The organism is bacterium, assembly GCA_040755795.1.
Lineage (GTDB): Bacteria > UBA9089 > CG2-30-40-21 > CG2-30-40-21 > SBAY01 > JBFLXS01.
In genome coordinates this window covers 1-18,742 of record JBFLXS010000036.1, presented here as the reverse complement: position 1 = coordinate 18,742, position 18,742 = coordinate 1, and the positions used below count along the sequence as shown (strand labels likewise).

Sequence of the window (18,742 nt, the reverse complement as noted above, 5' to 3'; positions counted from 1 at the left end):
AATTTCAATCTATTTCTATTATCTTATCTCCATATCACTCTTATCTCCTTATCCCCTTTCTTACACTTTTGATATATAGCCTGAACGGTTACGTTAATTTGGCAAAAAGAGGAAAGTGGAAAAAGAATGCTAATGGACTTCGCTCATCCGCAGACTGTCAAAATCTCATTTTTGTTAAAAAAATCTACAAATTTTTTTAACAGATTAACTACTGATATATCAAAGGGTTAACGCTATTCTGGTTAGCCTACTTGCCGATTGCAGGTTTATTTTTTATTTTTTTAGTTTGCTTTTTTTACAATGTGTGATATAATAAATATTGTACTATTAAATCCCCTCTAAAACTTATTCACACCTGTGGATAACTATGTGTGTAACTTTTAAAGGATTTGTGTGGATATAAAAAATTAAGTCCTTACTTTTCAATTAACTAACTCGCTTGTGGACAACCTGTGGATAAAAAATGAGGGAGGCTAACGAAATTTATTCACACCTGTGGATAACTATGTGTGTAACTTTTAAAGGATTTGTGTGGATATAAAAAATTAAGTCCTTACTTTTCAATTAACTAACTCGCTTGTGGACAACCTGTGGATAAAAAATGAGGGAGGCTAACGAAATTTATTCACACCTGTGGATAACTATGTGTGTAACTTTTAAAGGATTTGTGTGGATATAAAAAATTAAGTCCTTACTTTTCAATTAACTAAATCACTTGTGGATAACCTGTGGATAAGAATAACCTCAAAAAAATCCAAAATTCGAAATAAAAAAGGGAGGGGGATTATAATGGAAGGTGAATTATTCTGGAATGATATTGTAACAGCCCTTAAAAAGAACTTAACAAAGGAAGGTTTTGAATTATGGATTAAACCTGTTTGTGTAAGTTCATTTAGTGATAATCTCTTAGAATTAGAGGTGCCAAATAAATTCTTTAAGGATAAATTAGATGATAATTATAAAAATATGATTGAGGTAGTAGCGACTGAGACCGCTGGTAGGAAAATTGAGGTGAAATTTGTTGTTACTTCAAAATTTAAAGAGACTGAATTAAATAAAATACAACCTGTTTCAGAATATATTGAGCATTCTTCTATCCCGGAGCAGGATTTTCTAAATCCAAAATATACCTTTGAAAGTTTTGTTGTAGGTGAAAGCAATCGGTTTGCCCATGCGGCCTGCCAGGCAGTTGCCGACTCACCTTCTAAAGCTTATAACCCTTTATTTATCTACGGTGGTGTTGGACTGGGAAAAACTCATTTACTCCATGCAATTGGACATCAAATTAGAAATAATAAACCAAAGAAAAAAATAGTTTATGTCTCATCCGAGCAATTCATGAATGAGTTTATTGATTCGATTAGATATGGCTATGATAAAAGTATGAATTTTAAAAATAAATATAGAAATGTTGACCTTTTGTTAGTCGATGATATTCAATTTTTTGAAGGTAAGGAAACAACTCAAGATGAATTTTTCCATACATTTAATACCCTTTATGAATCCCGCAAACAAATTGTTTTGACCAGTGATAGACCCCCAAGAGAAATACCAACACTTGAAGATAGATTAATTTCACGATTTGAACAAGGTTTAATTACTGACATTCAACCACCTGACCTTGAAACTCGAATGGCTATTTTAAAAAAAAGGGCTGAGAATGAAAAAGTTGATATTCCTGATGATGTTATCTATTTTATTGCAACTAAAATAAAGGCTAATATTAGAAAATTAGAAGGAGCACTTATTAGAATTATTGCCTATGCCTCTTTCCATAATAAAATAATAGATACGGCGTTAGTTAGCAGTGTTTTAGAAGATGTTCTCGTTAGTAGTGAACCTAAGAAAATATCGATGGAGATAATTCAAACGACTATCGCCAGGCAATTTAAGATTTCACCCGCAGAATTAAAAGGGAAAAGAAGAGATGCAACCACTGCCTTGCCACGACAAATGGCAATGTATCTATGTCGAGAATTAACTCCACATTCTCTACCTGAAATTGGAAGGGAATTTGGAAAAGACCATACTACGGTCATTCATGCTTTTAATAAAATTAAAGACCTGATGGATAGCGATAAAAATATAAAGGAAACCATTGACCGAATTACAACAAATATTAAAAGCACAATCTTATAAAGTTATCCACAAAGTTATTAACATAGATATGTCATTGTAAATAATTAACTTAAAGTAGATATTAACATAATTCACAGTATTATTAATACTACTAATTTTTAAATAAGGAGGATAATATGAAAATAAAAGGTAAAAAAGAAGCATTATTGGAGGGTATTCAATCAGCTCAAATAACCTCGCCAAAGACAACTTTACCAATTCTCTCTAATATTCTTATGTCTGCAGAGGAAGAAAATGAATTAACCGTAATTGCTACAGATTTAGAACTAAGCATAAAAACCAAATTTGAAATAGAGGTATTAGAAAAAGGAAGTATCTGTGTTCCATTAAAAAAATTAATTGAGATTATCCGTGAGTTAGTAGATAAAGAAGATGTTTTAATTGAGGTAGAAGAAAATAATAGAGTGGTTATTTCATCTAAGGATTCCATATTTCATTTATTTGGTTTGCCTAAGGAAGATTTTCCATTATTTCCTGAATATAGTCAAGAAAAATCATTTAATCTATCTTCTACTTTACTTAAAGAGATGATTAGAAAAACAATCTTTGCTACGGCAATGGATGAGATTCGCTATGTTTTAAATGGGGTATTCTTTATTGTCAAAGAAAATGAATGTCGAATGGTAGCGACTGATGGACATCGTTTAGCTGTTATTAAAAAAACTCTACCGGGGACAATAGGTGAAGAACAGGAGATAATTGTGCCAACAAAGGCATTAACTGAAGTAAATAGAATCATTCCTGAAGAACAAAATGTCCAAATATCAATAGATAAGAATAAAATAGTGTTTCAAACAAATAATTTAATTATTGTTTCCAGATTAATTGAAGGTAAATTCCCTGATTATGAGAAAGTCATCCCTAAAGAGCAGGATAAAACTCTAAAAATCAATACCCAACAATTATTTTCTACCAGTCGAAGAGTATCTTTAATGACAACTAATTTCTTATTAAAGTTTGATATTTGTAAAAATAAATTAAAATTATCTTCAACTTCTGAGTTAGGCGATGCAAAAGAAGAATTAGATGTGAATTTCTCTGGAGGAGACATAGAGATTTGTTTCAATCCTAAATATCTGATGGATATTTTAAAAAATATTGAGGATGAAGAAATAGTTATTCTTCTTAAAACTCCATCAACCGCAGGGATTGTCCAACCATTGGAAGAAAAAGAAGGCGAGGAATATTTGTGTGTCCTTATGCCAGTCAGAACATAGTGCTCTGTTAAACCTTAATTGATACTTGATGTTCAAGTTTTTTAAAGGTATAAAGATTTAACCGCAAAGAGCGCAAAGGAAGATTTCGCAAAGGACTCAAAGGAAGGAAGATAAGGTGGTGAACAACCTATTGCTTTGTTAAGTTTGCTTTGCTATGTTTAGAAAGTTATCGGTTATCAGGTTATCGGTGAAGAGAAAACAATGACCTGTTATCTCCGATTACTGATTACCGATTACCTAAGTAACATGCAACTTCAATCTTAACAGAGCACTATAATCTTTGCGTTCTTTGCGGTTAAAAAAGGATAAACCACTTAATCTTAAAAAAACTTGAATATCGAGTATTATCTTATCTCCATATCACTCTTATCTCCTTATCCCCTTTCTTACACTTTTGATATATAGCCTGAACGGTTACAAATTTTACGAATATGAATGGATTCCTGCCTTCGCAGGAATGACATGAGAGGTAGAAATATTACTCATCAATTGAATAGCGACAGAGCATTAGTATCTTCGTGGCTAAAAGAGGAAGATGTCCTCAGAAATACCGGATGTATCCTCATATTTCCATTTCTTTCTATCATAGCCTTTTTTACCTTTTTTCGTGCTATGAGGTTTAGTTGGTGGTGCTATTGGTTTACGAACACTTTTCCAGATAGGTTTTTGTCTGCGGTGTATTCCTTTGGTCACAATCTCGCCCCTCCTTTATTGCCTGTAACCGTTCAGCCTTGCCCATCAGACTGGACAATATTAAGTCAAAACGTAACTATTCACCGCAGAGACGCAGAGGAACAGAGAAAACATGGAAATAAATCAGATAACAGAAAAAATTATTGGTGCAGCAATTGAAATACATAAGACATTAGGTCCAGGTCTATTAGAAATGGAATTAAGTGTATAGCCAATAGATTTTAATTTTTTCTCTGTATCTCCGCGTCTCTGCGGTGAATAGTTACTTTTAGTGCTGATTTTATTGGTCTCATTGTAATCCTATCCATCTTCTGATATCATTTTGACTGACAAATATTATTAAAGCGATAATAATCGTAATCCCAATCGTTTGAATCACTTCCTGGGTTTTAGTTGACATTGCTTTCCCGCGTATCTTTTCTATGGTTAAAAATATGACATGCCCACCGTCTAAGACTGGCAAAGGCAGAAGGTTAATTACACCCAGATTAACACTTAACATTCCAAGGAAACTCAATAAGGCAGTAAATCCTAATTGTGCCTGTTCACCACTCATTTGAACAATACCGATAGGTCCAGCAAGTAATTTAGGAGAAAGACCACCGATTATGAGTTGCCCCATGATAACAAAAATAAGCTGGATAGTCGCTAATGTTTGAAGTAATCCTTGCCATAAAGCAACTAAAGGATTAACCCGATATTGCTGGTGGCAGGAGGTGATACCAATTGAACCAACTTTTATTTCCTTTTTCTTCTCCGGGTCATAATCTGGTTTAGCGGCTGGGATTATTTTAATCTCCATTTGTTTTTCCCCTCTCTGAACACTAAGTGCTAACTTTTTACCAGCACTTTTCCGAATAATCTGTGTCATTTCCTCCCATTGTGAAACCGTTTGGTTATTAATAGATGTAATGATATCCCCTTCCTTTAATCCAGATTTATATGCCGGGGACCCTATAATCACATTTTTGATTTGAGTTGAAACATAAGGAGAAATACCCAACTCCATATCTTTAGTTATTTTTACCTTTTCCTTTATTATTTTGTCATTTCGGGAGATAGTTAATTCTATCATACCTGACGACTCAAGGATGACTTTTGATAGTTCATGCCAGTTATTAGTTAAAGTATTATTTACTTTGATGATTTTATCTCCTTCTAATATCCCGGCTTTCTGTGCTGGTGAGTCCTTTACTACCTTACCGACAATATTTGAATAGGTTGGGATGCCCAGTATGGCAATGAGGGAAAAGAGCACGAATCCGAGCACAAAATTCAATAAAGGACCGGCAAGGACAATCTTCATTCGTGTTTTAATTGACGCTGAGCGAAATTCCCATGGTTCACCTTTTAATTCCTCTTCAGGATTTTCACCCGCCATCTTAATATACCCCCCTCCAGGAATAGCTCCGATACGATATTCTGTCTCTCCTCGTTTAAATGCAAATAATTTTGGTGGGAATCCAATAGAGAATCGTTCTACTTTTATTCCTTCTCTTTTTGCGGCTAGAAAATGACCTAATTCATGAAAGAAAATTGCCATCCCGAATACGAATAGAGCGGCAACTGCTGTAATAATTATTATACTCATTATTTATCTCTCCTTTCGTTGGTAAATAGTAACTGGTGAATGGTAATTAGTTACCACTGACCAATTACTTGCTTTTAATTCCATTGGTGATTTGTAACTCTTCTCTTTTTACACGCTACTTGCTTCTTTTCTTGCCCACGCATCTGCGGCTAAAATTTCATCTATGGTGGGATTCTCAATAACTTGATGTTTAGTCATCACCTTTTTGATAATATCAGGAATGTCTATAAACATTATTTCTTTATTTAAAAATCTATGGACCGCAACCTCATTTGCCCCATTAAGCACTGCCGGTAGAGTTCCGCCTCTTTCCCCAGCCTCATAGCCATAAGATAAACAAGGGAATCTCTCAAAATCAGGCTCTTCAAAAGTAAGTGATTTAATTTGAGTTAAATTTAAAGAAGGTAATACCTCTTTTAGTCTTTCTGGATATGAAAGGGCATAAGCAATTGGAATTTTCATATCTGTAATTGACATTTGCCCTAAAATCGAACCATCTACAAACTCTACCAGAGAATGAATTATAGATTGTGGATGAATAACTACCTTGATATTCAACATAGGAACACCAAATAAGTAATGTGCCTCTATAACTTCAAGTCCCTTATTCATCAGGGTAGCCGAATCTACAGTGATTTTTTCACCCATCTGCCAGGTAGGATGTTTAAGAGTTTCCTCTGGAGTAATATTTCCCAGATGCGCTCTTTCTCTAAAAGGACCACCAGAACCTGTCAAAATTAGTCTTTTAATCGTATTAGGCAGTTTCCCCTCTAAACATTGAAATATAGCGTTATGTTCACTATCCACTGGTAAGATTTTAACTCCATTTTTCTGAGCAATCTCCATTACTATCTTACCCGCCATAACCAGGCTTTCTTTGTTTGCCAGGCAAATTTGCTTTTTGGTTTTAATGGCTTCTATTAAAGGGATTAAACCTGCTGAACCTACAATCGCACAGATGACCAAATCTGCCTCTTTTAGACAGGCAATTTCAATCAATCCCATCTGTCCACTAACTATTTTACAGGGATGGTTTTTTAATCTTTGAACTAACTCATTTGCCCCATCTTCATCTGATAGGCACACTATTTTAGGATTAAATTCTCGGACTTGCTTTTCTAATAAATCAACATTTTTATTAGCGGCTAACCCCACGACTTCAAAATATTGCTTGAATTTATCTATTACCCATAAAGCACTTGTCCCAATAGAACCCGTCGAACCTAAAATAGCAATTTTTTTCACATCACCACTATTATATCAAAAAATTAGAATTTGTCAAGTGGAAAAAGTCCACGGCAGTCCTGAAGAGTAAAAAATCTTCGCACAAAAACTCCTTGAAATAATCCATTTTTTATCCCTCCAAAATTATTCGACCTGTGCGATTAAGATAAACCACGAAGGGCACGAAGACCACGAAGAAAAAATATTGCCACAGGTAGGAAAAATTCAGGGAGTGAAGTTTTGAGGATGGTTTCCTAGATGTTACTAATTTCCTGCATAAATAGAGTCTATAGTCTTGTGTCTGATGTCCAGTGTCTGAATCACAGTTACCTAAAAAATAATTGTTGGCAAAATTACTTAAATATGTTATAATTTCAAATATAACTATTCAGCCACCATGTCACTAAGATACGAAAAAAGGGATTCGTGGTTCGGGAAAGTATAGGACGCAGATAAACGCAGATTTTCAGGATTTTTAAATATACATCTTGATAATCTGCGAAAATCTGCGTCCCATAACCTATTTTCAGGAGAACGCTCATGAACCGTGAGTTCACAATAGGAGAATGAAAATAGGGGAAAAAACAGTGTGGAGGAAAATTTTTCTCTCTACTTTCTACTCTCTACTCTCTACTTCCTATTTTTCAGGAGAATTAATGGAAAATGTCCCTAAAGAAATTTAACGAGCTCCTTACAAAGGAGATAAATTCATTTGTCGAGATATGCTTGAAAACATTAGGAGAAAAAATAAAGGCGATTATCCTCTTTGGCTCAGTTGGTAGGGGGAAATCTCATCCGGATGAAGACCTGGATTTCTGTATTATCGTCAGAGAATATCCCCAACCTGACTACAAATTTGGTGCAAAAATAATGGAATTGTGTGATGAGATAGGGCTAACGCATCCTATTGACCCGGTATTTGTTACTGAAGAGGGATTAAAAGATTTTTCCTCTCCATTTACATTAGAAGTGATAACAGACGGAGTCCTCGTTTATGGAAATTATCCTTTAAAGGAATTAAGAGATTTGATAATCTCTCAAAAAATAAAACCTATCTATGAGGAGGAATCAAGAATTGGGTGGGAATTATCTTCATAAGTGTAATGCCCGAGCAATTGCTTATCTCAGAGATGCCCTTGATGACCTTGAAAGTGGATATGACCTTTTAACAAATAATCGTTACAGTAAAGCTTTATTTCATTTCCAACAAGCAACTGAAAAATCAATGAAAGGTTGTCTGGCAATCTTAGGGAAATTAGTGATTAAGGAGCATAAATGCACTAATATTTTTAAAAGGTTTGTTATCCCTGCCCTTTCAAAAAAAATGAGGGAAGGCTTTACAGAAATTATGTCTGATCTAAGGGAATTAGAATGGACTTATATCCCCACAAGATACAGTGTTACCATTGCTGGTGAAATACGATTAAAGGAATATGATGAAAAAGATATTCAATATGCCTCATCCATTGCCCAAGAGTGTTTAGACTTAACCTATTCGTTCATCGAGGAAAAGACGAATAGAACCCTTCCCAGGGATTTAGAAGGTCTGACGAGATATTTGAGGGAAAATTACCCGGATGTGGTAAATGGTGATTGGTAATTAATTACCAATTACCTCAAAAGGAGGAATGGAAAATGGGTCGGTTGATTTTAGGTGGGTTAATCATCTTTTGCCTTGTCACAATCGCCCGGGCAGATAGTGAAGTTACCGGGACAATTGAAAAGATTGAAATTCAAGGCGCAGCTAAAATCCGTGAAAAATTCATAAGACGAGAAATAACGATTGAAATAGGGGAAAAATTTGACCTCAAAAAGGCAATAGAAGATAAGAATGCGATAATCCGTAACTTGAAGTATATTGAACAGGTTAATCTCTATATCAAACCTGGTAGTGAAGAGGGGAAATTAATCGTCATCTTTGAAATCCAGGAAACGAAATCCAAATCCCTTACCTTAAATGCCGGCTATAGTGATGAAGAAAAATTCTTTGGTTTCTGCCAGGTCTGGTATGAAAATTTCCTGCATCGAGGGATGCATTTAGGAGTTGGTTTGAAAAAAGGTAAAAATGTGGATTGTTCATCATTTACGCTTTATGAGCCCCGCTTATTCCATACACCTTATTCCTTTAAGTTAAAAATATACAGTGACGGATACAAAAGAACTCAATTGCCTTATGAAGATAGAGGTAAATACTGGATTGACCAGGATGGTTTTTTACTCGAATTTGGTAAAAGGGCTATTTTCAAAAATGTTAATCTCAGGCTAAAATATCGTGATGAGAATGTTCAGGTAAGTGAAGACTATCCAGAAATAACTACCACAAAACCAACAGCCCAAATAAAGAGCTTGATTGTGCATCTGAACTTTGACTCTTGTAAATTTCAGGATATACAGGCTAAATATGCCCTTCCTTTTGAATCTCCTGACGAAACCCAATGGCTAAATCCCATAACTGGTGGAAAGTATGAGTTGTTGGGCGAGATAGTGAATGATTCTTTGGGTGCGGATTATAACTTTACTAAATATACCCTGAACTTGAATCAATACTTAAGTCTGGGTAATGCACAAGTATTGGCTCTATCGAGCAAAAGTGGTTATATTAATGGAAATGCCCCGTTTTATGAAAGGTTTTATGTGGGAGGAATTGATACCATTCGTGGGTATAAAGAAAGGGGACTTACAAACACCGGCGGAAATAAATTATTAGTTTTCACCACTGAATATCGTTTTGGGTTAACTAATTTCATTCAAGGGGTTTTATTTACGGATGCGGGTTATTCATGGGAAAAAGGCAAACGGATTAATCTGGACGACCTTGAATATGGAATAGGAACAGGAATCAGGATTCATCATTCCTTAATCGGTGGGATTAGCATTAATTTGGGGTATGGATTAAAGAAAAAGGATTGGGAAATTCATATAGGAAATCTGTAACGATTTTCGATTTGGGATTTCCCTTCAATCCACAATCCAAAATTGTAACCGTTCAGCCACAGAGGCACAGAGTTCACAGAGAATTAAGGAAATTAGCCACAAATTGACACGAATTAATCTCTGACATCCCATAAATGCAGTGCGAACCTTTAGGTTTGCCTTCCGGTTTGCCAGAAGCGAGGCTAAAGTCTCGCACTACAAATCTTTTTGTGCATTCGTGTGCATTCCTGTTTATTCGTGGTTATTTCCCTCTGTGTTCTCTGTGACTCTGTGGCTATATCTCTGAACGGTTACCCAAAATTCTGTTTCCTGGGAGGGGGATAACAAAAAATGCGAAAAGGATTACTCATTGCCTTATTTTGGGCGAGTATAGCCCTTGCCTCGCCACTGGTTATTTCTAAACCAACTGTCTTCCTTAAAGATACATTTTTGGCGACATCTTTTAAAATACAACATCTATTAGGACAACAAGAGACAAAAACTATCCAGAGCGGTTTTACGGTTACTATTAAGATTGATGTTGAATTATGGAAGAAGGGTAGATTATTTCATGACCTGGAAACTACCCGTCAGATAACTAAAGAAATATCTTATGATATCTGGGAAAAAATCTATACATTAAGATTTGATAAAGGAGATATATTAAAATTTGATAACCTGACAGATTTAAAAGAGACTTTAAGCCAGGAAGATATTGTCCTCATTAGACCTTTAAAGGAATTAGAAGGTAAAAAGGTATATTTTGTGCAAATCAGGGTTGATATGGAGTCAATTAATAAAAAAGAAATGGAAGAAATAGCAAAAAGAATCAATGGCGACTCCCCAGCGTTTATAAATCTCCAGAAGATATTTGCGGTATTAGTTAGACATCGTTCTAAAGATATAAAATCATATATCCAATCTGATAATTTTAAACCGGATACATTAAAAGGAATCTCAAATGATTAATGTCATATTTTTATTAGCCATTTTGTTTATTATAATGGTGATGGTGATACAGGTGAGTAAAAAGATTCAGACAAAAATGGTTGTTTGTTTCTTTTTAATCTCCTTAATGCCGATTATACCTCTTGTCTTTGTTATTAATAGTATTATTGAAAAAAGTTTGAATATTGGGGTCAACAAGGAAATTATTGATACCCTCCAGAGTGCTAAGGTCTTAGTTGAAGAAGTCCTGGATAGAGAAAAGGAAAAAGTAACTCAAGAGGCAATATATTTGAGCAAAAACCCAGCCTTTATTTCTAAAACTAAGAATGCAGAATTATTAGAGGCACCCAATCCTCTGGTTAAAAAGGCAGGGCGCCTAAAAAAAACATTTACAATAGTTTGTGGCGAAAATAACGAAATAGTCAAAGGTATTGCCCCGATATTTGAAGGGGATAGGGTTCAAAAAGTAGTTGTGGTTAGTTCTACATTAGACAAGGAATTTATCCAGGGTGCCCAGAAGCTTAAAAATAGCCTGAAATTTTATAGTTCATTAAATTTACTTCGAGTGCCTATTGAAAAAGGATATTTGCTAATATTTATTTCTATTGCCCTGGTAATGATATTTCTGTCATTTTTAACTGGCTATGTCATTTCTCGAAAATTAACAAAACCACTTAAAAGCCTGATAAAAGGATTAGAAGAAGTAGGTTTGGGGAATCTTGATTATCAGGTTAATGTCCAGACTAAAGATGAGATGGCCAGAACAATAAATTCATTTAATAAAATGGTAAAGGAATTAAAGGAAAGCAGGGAGTTATTGATTTTTGCGGAACGAGAATCTGCCTGGCGAGGAATAGCCCAGCGAATAGCCCATGAAATTAAGGGTCCCCTTACACCTATCGTATTATCTTTGCAACATCTTCAGGATAAATTCTATAAAGACCCTAAATCTTTCGAGGCTATTCTAAAGGATTGCACTCGAAGGATAACCGAAGAGGTCGAGGTTTTACACAAGATGGCAAAGGAATTCTCGGAATTTGCCCGTATGCCCACACCTTGCTTTGAATTTACTGATGTAAATAAAATCCTCGAAGATACGGTTAGTCTTTTTGCCCAAATTAGTCCGGCGGTAGAGATTAAAGTAATCTACGGTGTTAATTTGCCGCGAATTAAACTCGACCGTGAAAGGATGAAAATGGTTTTTAAAAATATCATTCAAAATGGAATTGATGCCTTCCTTGAGAAAACAGGTGAAATCAATATCGAAACCTCTTGCGATAGCGAATTTCTAAAGATAGAATTTAAAGATACAGGTACTGGCATGGATGAAGAGACGATAAAAAAAATCTTTACCCCATATTTCTCGACTAAATCTCACGGAATGGGGTTGGGATTAGCCATTGTTGAGAAGATTATAAAAGAACATCATGGTCAGATTGATGTTAAAAGTCAGCCGAATAAAGGAACGACATTTATGATTATTTTACCGGTAAAATAAAGGGTAACCGTTCAGCCACAGAGGCACAGAGTTCACAGAGAATTAGAGAAATTAGCCACAAATGGACACGAATTAACCTGTGACATTCGATAAATGTAGTGCGAACCTTTAGGTTCACTTTCCTGCTTGCCAGAAGCAAAGCTAAAGTCTCGCACTACAAATCTTTTCGACCTGTGCGATTAGACTAATTCATCGCAGAGACGCAAAGGAAAAATAAATGTAAAATAGGAAATGAAAAATGGGAAATTTTAGGACTTCGCAAGACTCATTACCTTTCAGTTATACATTTTCATTGGACATTATCCATTTTACATTTAACCGCACAGGTCGAAATATTTTGGAGGTTATCAGATGTTAACACGAATTAAGGTGAGGAATTTTAAGAAGCTTGGTGATATTGATATTGAGCTTGGGAATACTGTTGTGTTAATAGGACCAAACAACAGTGGCAAAACTTCTGCTTTGCAAGCAGTTGCATTGTGGGATATGGGAATAAAACAATGGAATGCAAAAAGAAAGGGAAAGTCATCCCCTGAAAAAAGACCTGGAGTAACTATCAACAGGCTCGAAATGATATCTATCCCAGTTCCAAGCATTAATCTATTATGGTCAGATTTGCATACAAGGGATGTAAAACAAGTAATAGGGAAGACCTCTGTAAAAAATGTAAGAATAGATGTTATTGTTGAAGGAATTTCAAATGGCAAACCCTGGTCGTGTGGGATGGAATTTGATTATATCAATGAAGAATCACTTGTTTGTAGACCTGTTCGCAAAGCTGGATTTGAAGATAAATTGGTTAAAGATGCAAGGTTCACTGAAATCCCAGACGAAATAAGTGATATTAAGATTGCATTTCTTCAACCTATGTCAGGATTGGCGGCAGTAGAGGCAAAATTAGAATCAGGGAGAATCAATGTGCTTATGGGTGAAGGCCAGACTGCCCAGGTGTTAAGAAATTTATGTTACCAGGTATATGAGAAATCAATATCAGACTGGAACGAACTTACTGCTCAAATAAAGATACTTTTTGGTATAGACCTTTTACCTCCTCAATATATAAAAGAACGAGGAGAAATAAAGATGTCTTATAAAGAACGCAAAGGAACGAAATTTGATATATCTTCTTCTGGAAGGGGACTTCAACAAACACTGCTTTTGCTTGCCCATCTATATGCAAATCCAAAAACAATATTGCTCCTTGATGAGCCTGATGCACATCTTGAGATTCTAAGACAGAGGGAAACATATCAGTTGATTACAGAAATAGCTGAAAAAAAAGGGTCTCAGATTATTGCTGCCAGTCATTCAGAGGTCGTGCTTAATGAAGCTGCTAATCGTGATGTTGTTATAACTTTTGTAGGTAAACCTCATAGAATTAACGATAGGGGGAGTCAAGTTTTAAAGTCGCTTAAGGAGATTGGATATGAACATTACTATTTAGCAGAAGAAACAGGATGGGTATTATACCTTGAAGGTGCAACCGACCTGGCAATTTTACGGAAGTTTGCAGAGATTTTAGGGCATAAAGAGGCAAAAGAGATTCTTGCAACCCCTTTTGTTCATTATGTTGGAAACAAGCCAAATGAGGTAAAAAGGCATTTTTGGGGATTAAAATATGCAAAAAAAGACCTAACCGCAATTGCAATCTTTGATCGTCTGGAAAAGAATTTGCCTAATGATATGGGCGTTAAAGTGCTCCAATGGAGAAAAAGAGAGATAGAAAATTACTTGTGTATGGAAAAGGTGCTTCTATCATATGCAAAATATGATCTACCCGATGATCTTTTTGGAAACGCTGAGGCTCATCGAAGAGTTAGTGCTATGAAAGAGGCTATTTTAGAATTAACCTCTGCATTAAAAACCCTAAATAAGCCAGCGCCATGGTCGCCGGATATAAAAGCAACAGATGATTTTCTTGATCTTTTATTTGATAACTATTTTAAAAAGTTAGGATTACCAAATCTTTTAAAAAAGTCAGATTATCATATTCTTGTTCAGTTTGTGCCAAAAAATGAGATAGATTCAGAAATCACAGAAAAACTTGATGCTATTGTTGAGATTGCTAAAAGAGCAATACCAATGGTTTAATTTTATGCAAAAAACAATAGAGCCAAAATGGTTAGCCTGGGATTACCGGCATTACAAAACGGCTTCTTGAGCAGAGGTTTTATAATGGTCAGCCTATTTTTTAAAATCAGGAAAATCTCGGTTAAAGAAATCTTATTCAGAACTAAAAAATTAATTGGACAAAAATTAGAAATATGGGGACATACCCCATATTTAAAGCGGGAATATGGGATGTGTCCCCATATTCATCTTATAGAAAAAGATGAGATATTTAATACCTATTTGCCTCAAACAAGGTATATTCAGGAGGCAGATAAAATATGTGAACATAAGTTCGCATTATTAGGTATAAATGTCGAGTATAAAGATAAGATTGAATGGCATAAACATCCGCTAACCAAACAGGAGTATCCACTAAAATTATATTCAAACATCTATAAATTCTTAAGATATGGGGATGTGAAATATGTCTGGGAAATCAACCGACATGAGCACTTTGTTTCCCTTGGATTAGCCTGGTGCCTGAGCGGGAATGAAAAATATCGGCGGGAATTTTGTGCTCAGATAACTGATTGGATAGATTCTAATCCTTATTTACTTGGTGTCAATTGGTCGAGTGGTTTAGAGGTAGCGGTGCGGGCAATAAATTGGGTAATGGCTTATAACCTCTTCTTAACATCTATGGATGCAGAGGTCAATTATAAGATTTTAAATAGCCTTTACCAGCACGGAAGATACATTATCCGTAATCTGTCCTTTTTTTCAAGTCCGTATAACCATTTAATTGGAGAGGCAACGGCGCTTTTTATCTTAGGGTTTTTATTCCCGGGGCTCAAAGAGGTAAATCAATGGAAAAAAACAGGCTGGCAAATACTTAAATCAGAACTTAAAAACCAGTTTTATGAAGACGGTGGCAATGTCGAACAGGCAGTATCCTATCACCATTACACATTAGGGTTTTATCTACTGGCGATTATCCTTCAGATGAAAAATGATATTGAGGTTGAGCCAGAGATTCTAAAGGCTATTGAGCGAGTGATGGAATTTTCTATGTATCTGACAAAACCTGATAGTCGAATGCCAATGATTGGGGATGGTGATGGTGCTCGGTCAATTAAATTTGGTGTCGTAGATGACCATTGGGATTTTAGAACCTTTCTTTCAATCGGAGCAATTTTATTCAATCGTGGAGATTTCAAAAAGATAAGTGGTAAAATCAGTCAAGAGGCAATATGGCTACTGGGTAGTGCTGGGCTAAAAAGATATGAGGCGATTTGCGAAAAAGCCGCAGAGCAAACCTCAATGGCGTTTTCTGCAAGTGGTTATTTTATTATGCGTAGTCATTGGGATAAAGATGGGGATTATTTATGTTTTGATTGTGGCCAACAAGCCGCAGGACTTCATAAAGATGCAACACCATCCGTTGCCCATGGTCATGCTGATGCCCTTTCTCTGGAACTTGTAGTTAATGGGCAACCACTCATTATTGACCCGGCGATGTATTCATATTTTGATGAGCACTTTCAAAATTACTTTCGAGCCACACCCGCTCATAATACGATTGTCCTTGATCGTAAGTCTCAAGCCACATTAGTCGGCAAACTTGGCTGGAGTAATACCTATTCCACAAAATGCCAGAAATGGTTTACCTCTGAACTTGCCGATTATGTGGAGGGGGAACACGATGGCTATGCCCCGATTATCCATAAAAGAATAATCTTTTTTAATAAATTGACTAAATACTGGCTTATTTTTGATTACTTAGACGGAAAAGAAAAACATCTGATTGAACAATATTTCCACTTTGCACCGATCGCGATGGAAGTTAACAAAGACTCAATTGTTACTCAACACGCTTTACTTATGCCAATTAATCCAGATTTAGTCAATCTTGAAGTCGAAGAAGGCTGGGTAGCTAAAAATTATGGGGTAAAAATTAAAGCCCCGGTGGTAAAATACTCCACAACATCAATATTACCCGCATCTCTGGGTGTGATAATCTATCCAACAGGGCTAAATCGTCCTAAGATAGAACAATTAAATAAACTGGCGTTTAAATTAATTACTCCTCATTGGATAGACTATCATTTACTCGGCGGAGATTGTGAAGGGATTGAAACAGATGCAAGATTTAGCCACATCCGATTCGATAATAAAGGAAATATTAAAGGATTTACCATCATTCAAGGTTCATTTTTAATGATTAATCAAAAGGAAATTTTTAGAACGACTCAATTAACAGATATGGTGAAAATATTATGATAACTACCATTTTATTCTTAATATCACTTATATGTCTTGGACACACTTACATCTTTTATCCGCTTATCCTTATACTATTATCTCTGGTAGCCAAAAAGGGTGTAGCCAGAGATGAGAATTTTTTACCAGCAGTTAGTTTGTTAGTCGCGGCTTATAATGAAGAAAAGATAATCCGCGAAAAGGTAGAAAATTCACTTTCAATAGATTATCCAAAGGACAAATTAGAGATTATAATTACCTCAGATGGTTCTACAGATAAAACTAACGAGATTGTGGCTGAGTATAAAGACATAATATTAAAAGAGTTACCTCGAGCAGGGAAGATAACCGCAGTAAATAAAACCCTCCCACAGGCTACTGGTGAAATTATAGTTTTATCAGATGCTAACACAATGTATGAAAAAGATGCCATAAAAAAGTTAATTCGTAATTTTAAAGATGAAACTGTAGGTGGGGTAACGGGTAAGGTTCTATTAACAAGTGAAAAAGCGACTTATGGCCAGGGAGAAAGTCTTTATGGTAAATATGAAAGATATATTCAGAAAAAAGAAAGTCAAATTTTTTCTGTCATCGGCGTTGATGGGGCAATGTATGCTATCCGTAAAAATCTATTTAAACGAATTCCTCCGGAAATAATTTTAGATGATTTAGTTAATGGGATGAACATTGTCAAACAAGGATACCGCGTGATCTATGATGAGTCTGCCGTTGGTTATGAAGATACCGCCGCCAGTAGTAAAGGTGAATTTATCCGGCGGGTCAGGGTATCTGGAGGCGGATTTCAGATGATAGTTAAAAATCAAGGTGTCCCGTCGATTAAACAGCCATTTTTACTCTTCCAATTTATCTCTCATAAGTTATTTCGCTGGCTGACTCCATTCTTCCTCATTATCCTTTTTACAACTAATTTATTTTTAATAAATATAAATCTTTTTTATAAAATTTGTTTTATTTGCCAGTCACTTTTTTATCTTCTGGCATTGATAGGTGGATTCTTCAAATTAAAGGCATTGGGAACACCATTTTATTTTTGTCTAATTCAGCTGGCATCGCTTATCGGTGTTTATCGACTCATCACGGGTAAATTAAGGGTTACCTGGACCAAAGGGAGAGAATAATAGTAACTATTCAGCCACAGAGGCACAGAGACACAGAGATGTTTAAGATAAAAGATTTCAATGAGATAACAGAGAAAATCATTGGCTGTGCGATAGAAGTATATAACAAATTTCTCTTGTTAAAAGATGGTATCAAAAGGTATATTCTCTGTGCCTCTGTGTCTCTGTGGCAAAAAAGTATTTTCAGGAGAAGGACTTGCATAATTTAAAAGATGAGATAGAACATGGCAAACGAATCTCAGATAAAGCAGAATTTATCTGGGGGCAGGCAACTAAAGCTGGCAAGTTAAGGGTAGAACGCAGAAGTTATCTCTTAACATCATTAGCAGAAATTAATACGGCTGAAAAAACCCTTGAATTAGGCTGTGGCACTGGTGAATATACATCAAGATTATCACCATCTTCAAAAAAGATAATTGCCATTGATATTTCATTACCATTAATCCAGCAGGCAAAACAAAAATTACCAGATGTCAATTTTATCATTGCCGATGCTGAGAATTTACCATTTAAAGAAGGTATTTTTGAGGCGGTCGTTGGGAATGCCGTTTTACACCATCTTAATTTAGACAAGGCATTAGCAGAGATGAAACGGGTCTTAAAACCAGGTGGTAAAATCGCCTTTACTGAACCAAATATGCTTAATCCACAAAATCTCGTTGTCAAGAATATAAAATTCATCAAAAAAATAGTGGGTGAATCGCCTGATGAACAAGCATTCTTCAGATGGCAAATATCACGAATCTTGATAAATAAAGGATTTAATGATGTCGTGGCAAGACCGTTTGACTTTTTACATCCAGTTACGCCGACACCATTGATTTCGCTTGTGAATATTGTGGGTAAGTTATGCGAAAAGATGCCCATAATCAAGGAGATTGCCGGCTCACTGATGATAAAAGGAAATAAGCAGTAGTTGGTGGACAGAATATTACAACTGTTGTAACTATTCAGCATACCAAGCAAGTAGGAAGTAGGAAGAGGGGAAAATACTTCATACTATTTTACTCTTAATTGATTTGATTAAACCTATAAGCATCCTACTCACTTCTTCAGATATATCCCAAAT

General features: G+C 35.5%; 16 protein-coding genes. 13 read left to right on the top strand and 3 right to left on the bottom strand.

The features are described from left to right. The 3 genes from AB1414_04390 to dnaN form a co-directional block, all read left to right on the top strand. Window positions 1-200 (top strand): hypothetical protein (locus AB1414_04390; GenBank protein ID MEW6606683.1); only part of this gene is annotated, 200 nt, incomplete at its 5' end. Between the two features lie 589 nt (window positions 201-789). After that, window positions 790-2,139: a chromosomal replication initiator protein DnaA gene (gene dnaA / locus AB1414_04385; protein MEW6606682.1), complete on the top strand. Its 1,350-nt coding sequence runs from the start codon at window positions 790-792 to the stop codon at window positions 2,137-2,139. A 116-nt stretch (window positions 2,140-2,255) separates the two neighbouring features. After that, entirely contained in the window at window positions 2,256-3,356 is a 1,101-nt protein-coding gene (gene dnaN, locus AB1414_04380; GenBank protein MEW6606681.1) for a DNA polymerase III subunit beta, read from the top strand. A 522-nt stretch (window positions 3,357-3,878) separates the two neighbouring features. Here dnaN and AB1414_04375 read toward each other — a convergent pair. Next, window positions 3,879-4,049 (bottom strand): hypothetical protein, encoded by a 171-nt coding sequence (locus AB1414_04375; protein ID MEW6606680.1) that lies wholly within the window; start codon window positions 4,047-4,049, stop codon window positions 3,879-3,881. Window positions 4,050-4,161: 112 nt separating this feature from the next. Between AB1414_04375 and AB1414_04370 the strand changes: the two genes are divergently transcribed. Continuing rightward, a complete protein-coding gene (locus AB1414_04370; GenBank protein ID MEW6606679.1) occupies window positions 4,162-4,260 on the top strand; it encodes a GxxExxY protein in 99 nt (32 codons plus the stop codon). Between the two features lie 78 nt (window positions 4,261-4,338). Here AB1414_04370 and rseP read toward each other — a convergent pair whose 3' ends face one another. Both rseP and AB1414_04360 read right to left on the bottom strand, forming a co-directional pair. Then, window positions 4,339-5,640 (bottom strand): RIP metalloprotease RseP, encoded by a 1,302-nt coding sequence (gene rseP / locus AB1414_04365; protein MEW6606678.1) that lies wholly within the window; start codon window positions 5,638-5,640, stop codon window positions 4,339-4,341. 108 nt (window positions 5,641-5,748) lie between these two features. Beyond that, complete coding sequence (locus AB1414_04360) at window positions 5,749-6,885, bottom strand: 1-deoxy-D-xylulose-5-phosphate reductoisomerase (GenBank protein ID MEW6606677.1); 1,137 nt, start codon at window positions 6,883-6,885, stop codon at window positions 5,749-5,751. Between the two features lie 642 nt (window positions 6,886-7,527). Between AB1414_04360 and AB1414_04355 the strand changes: the two genes are divergently transcribed. The 9 genes from AB1414_04355 (at window position 7,528) to AB1414_04315 (ending at window position 18,589) form a co-directional block, all read left to right on the top strand. Beyond that, window positions 7,528-7,962 (top strand): nucleotidyltransferase domain-containing protein, encoded by a 435-nt coding sequence (locus AB1414_04355; protein ID MEW6606676.1) that lies wholly within the window; start codon window positions 7,528-7,530, stop codon window positions 7,960-7,962. Further along, window positions 7,940-8,464, top strand: coding sequence for a HEPN domain-containing protein (locus tag AB1414_04350; GenBank protein MEW6606675.1), 525 nt, complete (start codon window positions 7,940-7,942; stop codon window positions 8,462-8,464). The genes AB1414_04355 and AB1414_04350 overlap by 23 nt, the downstream gene beginning before the upstream one ends. A gap of 35 nt (window positions 8,465-8,499) precedes the next feature. Beyond that, window positions 8,500-9,798 (top strand): BamA/TamA family outer membrane protein, encoded by a 1,299-nt coding sequence (locus AB1414_04345; protein MEW6606674.1) that lies wholly within the window; start codon window positions 8,500-8,502, stop codon window positions 9,796-9,798. Window positions 9,799-10,128: 330 nt separating this feature from the next. Continuing rightward, the gene (locus tag AB1414_04340; GenBank protein ID MEW6606673.1) at window positions 10,129-10,746 is read left to right on the top strand and encodes a DUF4390 domain-containing protein; all 618 of its coding nucleotides are present in this window, start codon (window positions 10,129-10,131) and stop codon (window positions 10,744-10,746) included. Next, window positions 10,739-12,223 carry an ATP-binding protein gene (locus tag AB1414_04335; GenBank protein ID MEW6606672.1) on the top strand — a complete coding sequence of 495 codons (1,485 nt, stop codon included), beginning with the start codon at window positions 10,739-10,741 and terminating at the stop codon, window positions 12,221-12,223. The genes AB1414_04340 and AB1414_04335 overlap by 8 nt, the downstream gene beginning before the upstream one ends. A 351-nt stretch (window positions 12,224-12,574) precedes the next feature. Further along, window positions 12,575-14,314, top strand: coding sequence for an AAA family ATPase (locus AB1414_04330; GenBank protein ID MEW6606671.1), 1,740 nt, complete (start codon window positions 12,575-12,577; stop codon window positions 14,312-14,314). 84 nt (window positions 14,315-14,398) lie between these two features. Continuing rightward, the gene (locus AB1414_04325; protein ID MEW6606670.1) at window positions 14,399-16,555 is read left to right on the top strand and encodes an alginate lyase family protein; all 2,157 of its coding nucleotides are present in this window, start codon (window positions 14,399-14,401) and stop codon (window positions 16,553-16,555) included. After that, on the top strand, window positions 16,552-17,673 hold the full coding sequence (locus AB1414_04320; GenBank protein MEW6606669.1) for a glycosyltransferase family 2 protein: 1,122 nt from the start codon (window positions 16,552-16,554) through the stop codon (window positions 17,671-17,673). Before AB1414_04325 ends, AB1414_04320 begins: the two co-directional genes overlap by 4 nt. A gap of 166 nt (window positions 17,674-17,839) precedes the next feature. Then, the gene (locus AB1414_04315; protein MEW6606668.1) at window positions 17,840-18,589 is read left to right on the top strand and encodes a class I SAM-dependent methyltransferase; all 750 of its coding nucleotides are present in this window, start codon (window positions 17,840-17,842) and stop codon (window positions 18,587-18,589) included. Window positions 18,590-18,742: the final 153 nt, after the last annotated feature.

Coding starts and splice junctions, on each gene's coding strand:
- dnaA (MEW6606682.1), top strand. CDS start 790: ATGGAAGGTGAATTATTCTGGAATGATATTGTAACAGCCCTTAAAAAG.
- dnaN (MEW6606681.1), top strand. CDS start 2,256: ATGAAAATAAAAGGTAAAAAAGAAGCATTATTGGAGGGTATTCAATCA.
- AB1414_04370 (MEW6606679.1), top strand. CDS start 4,162: ATGGAAATAAATCAGATAACAGAAAAAATTATTGGTGCAGCAATTGAA.
- rseP (MEW6606678.1), bottom strand. CDS start 5,640: ATGAGTATAATAATTATTACAGCAGTTGCCGCTCTATTCGTATTCGGG.
- AB1414_04355 (MEW6606676.1), top strand. CDS start 7,528: ATGTCCCTAAAGAAATTTAACGAGCTCCTTACAAAGGAGATAAATTCA.
- AB1414_04345 (MEW6606674.1), top strand. CDS start 8,500: ATGGGTCGGTTGATTTTAGGTGGGTTAATCATCTTTTGCCTTGTCACA.
- AB1414_04340 (MEW6606673.1), top strand. CDS start 10,129: ATGCGAAAAGGATTACTCATTGCCTTATTTTGGGCGAGTATAGCCCTT.
- AB1414_04335 (MEW6606672.1), top strand. CDS start 10,739: ATGATTAATGTCATATTTTTATTAGCCATTTTGTTTATTATAATGGTG.
- AB1414_04330 (MEW6606671.1), top strand. CDS start 12,575: ATGTTAACACGAATTAAGGTGAGGAATTTTAAGAAGCTTGGTGATATT.
- AB1414_04325 (MEW6606670.1), top strand. CDS start 14,399: ATGGTCAGCCTATTTTTTAAAATCAGGAAAATCTCGGTTAAAGAAATC.
- AB1414_04320 (MEW6606669.1), top strand. CDS start 16,552: ATGATAACTACCATTTTATTCTTAATATCACTTATATGTCTTGGACAC.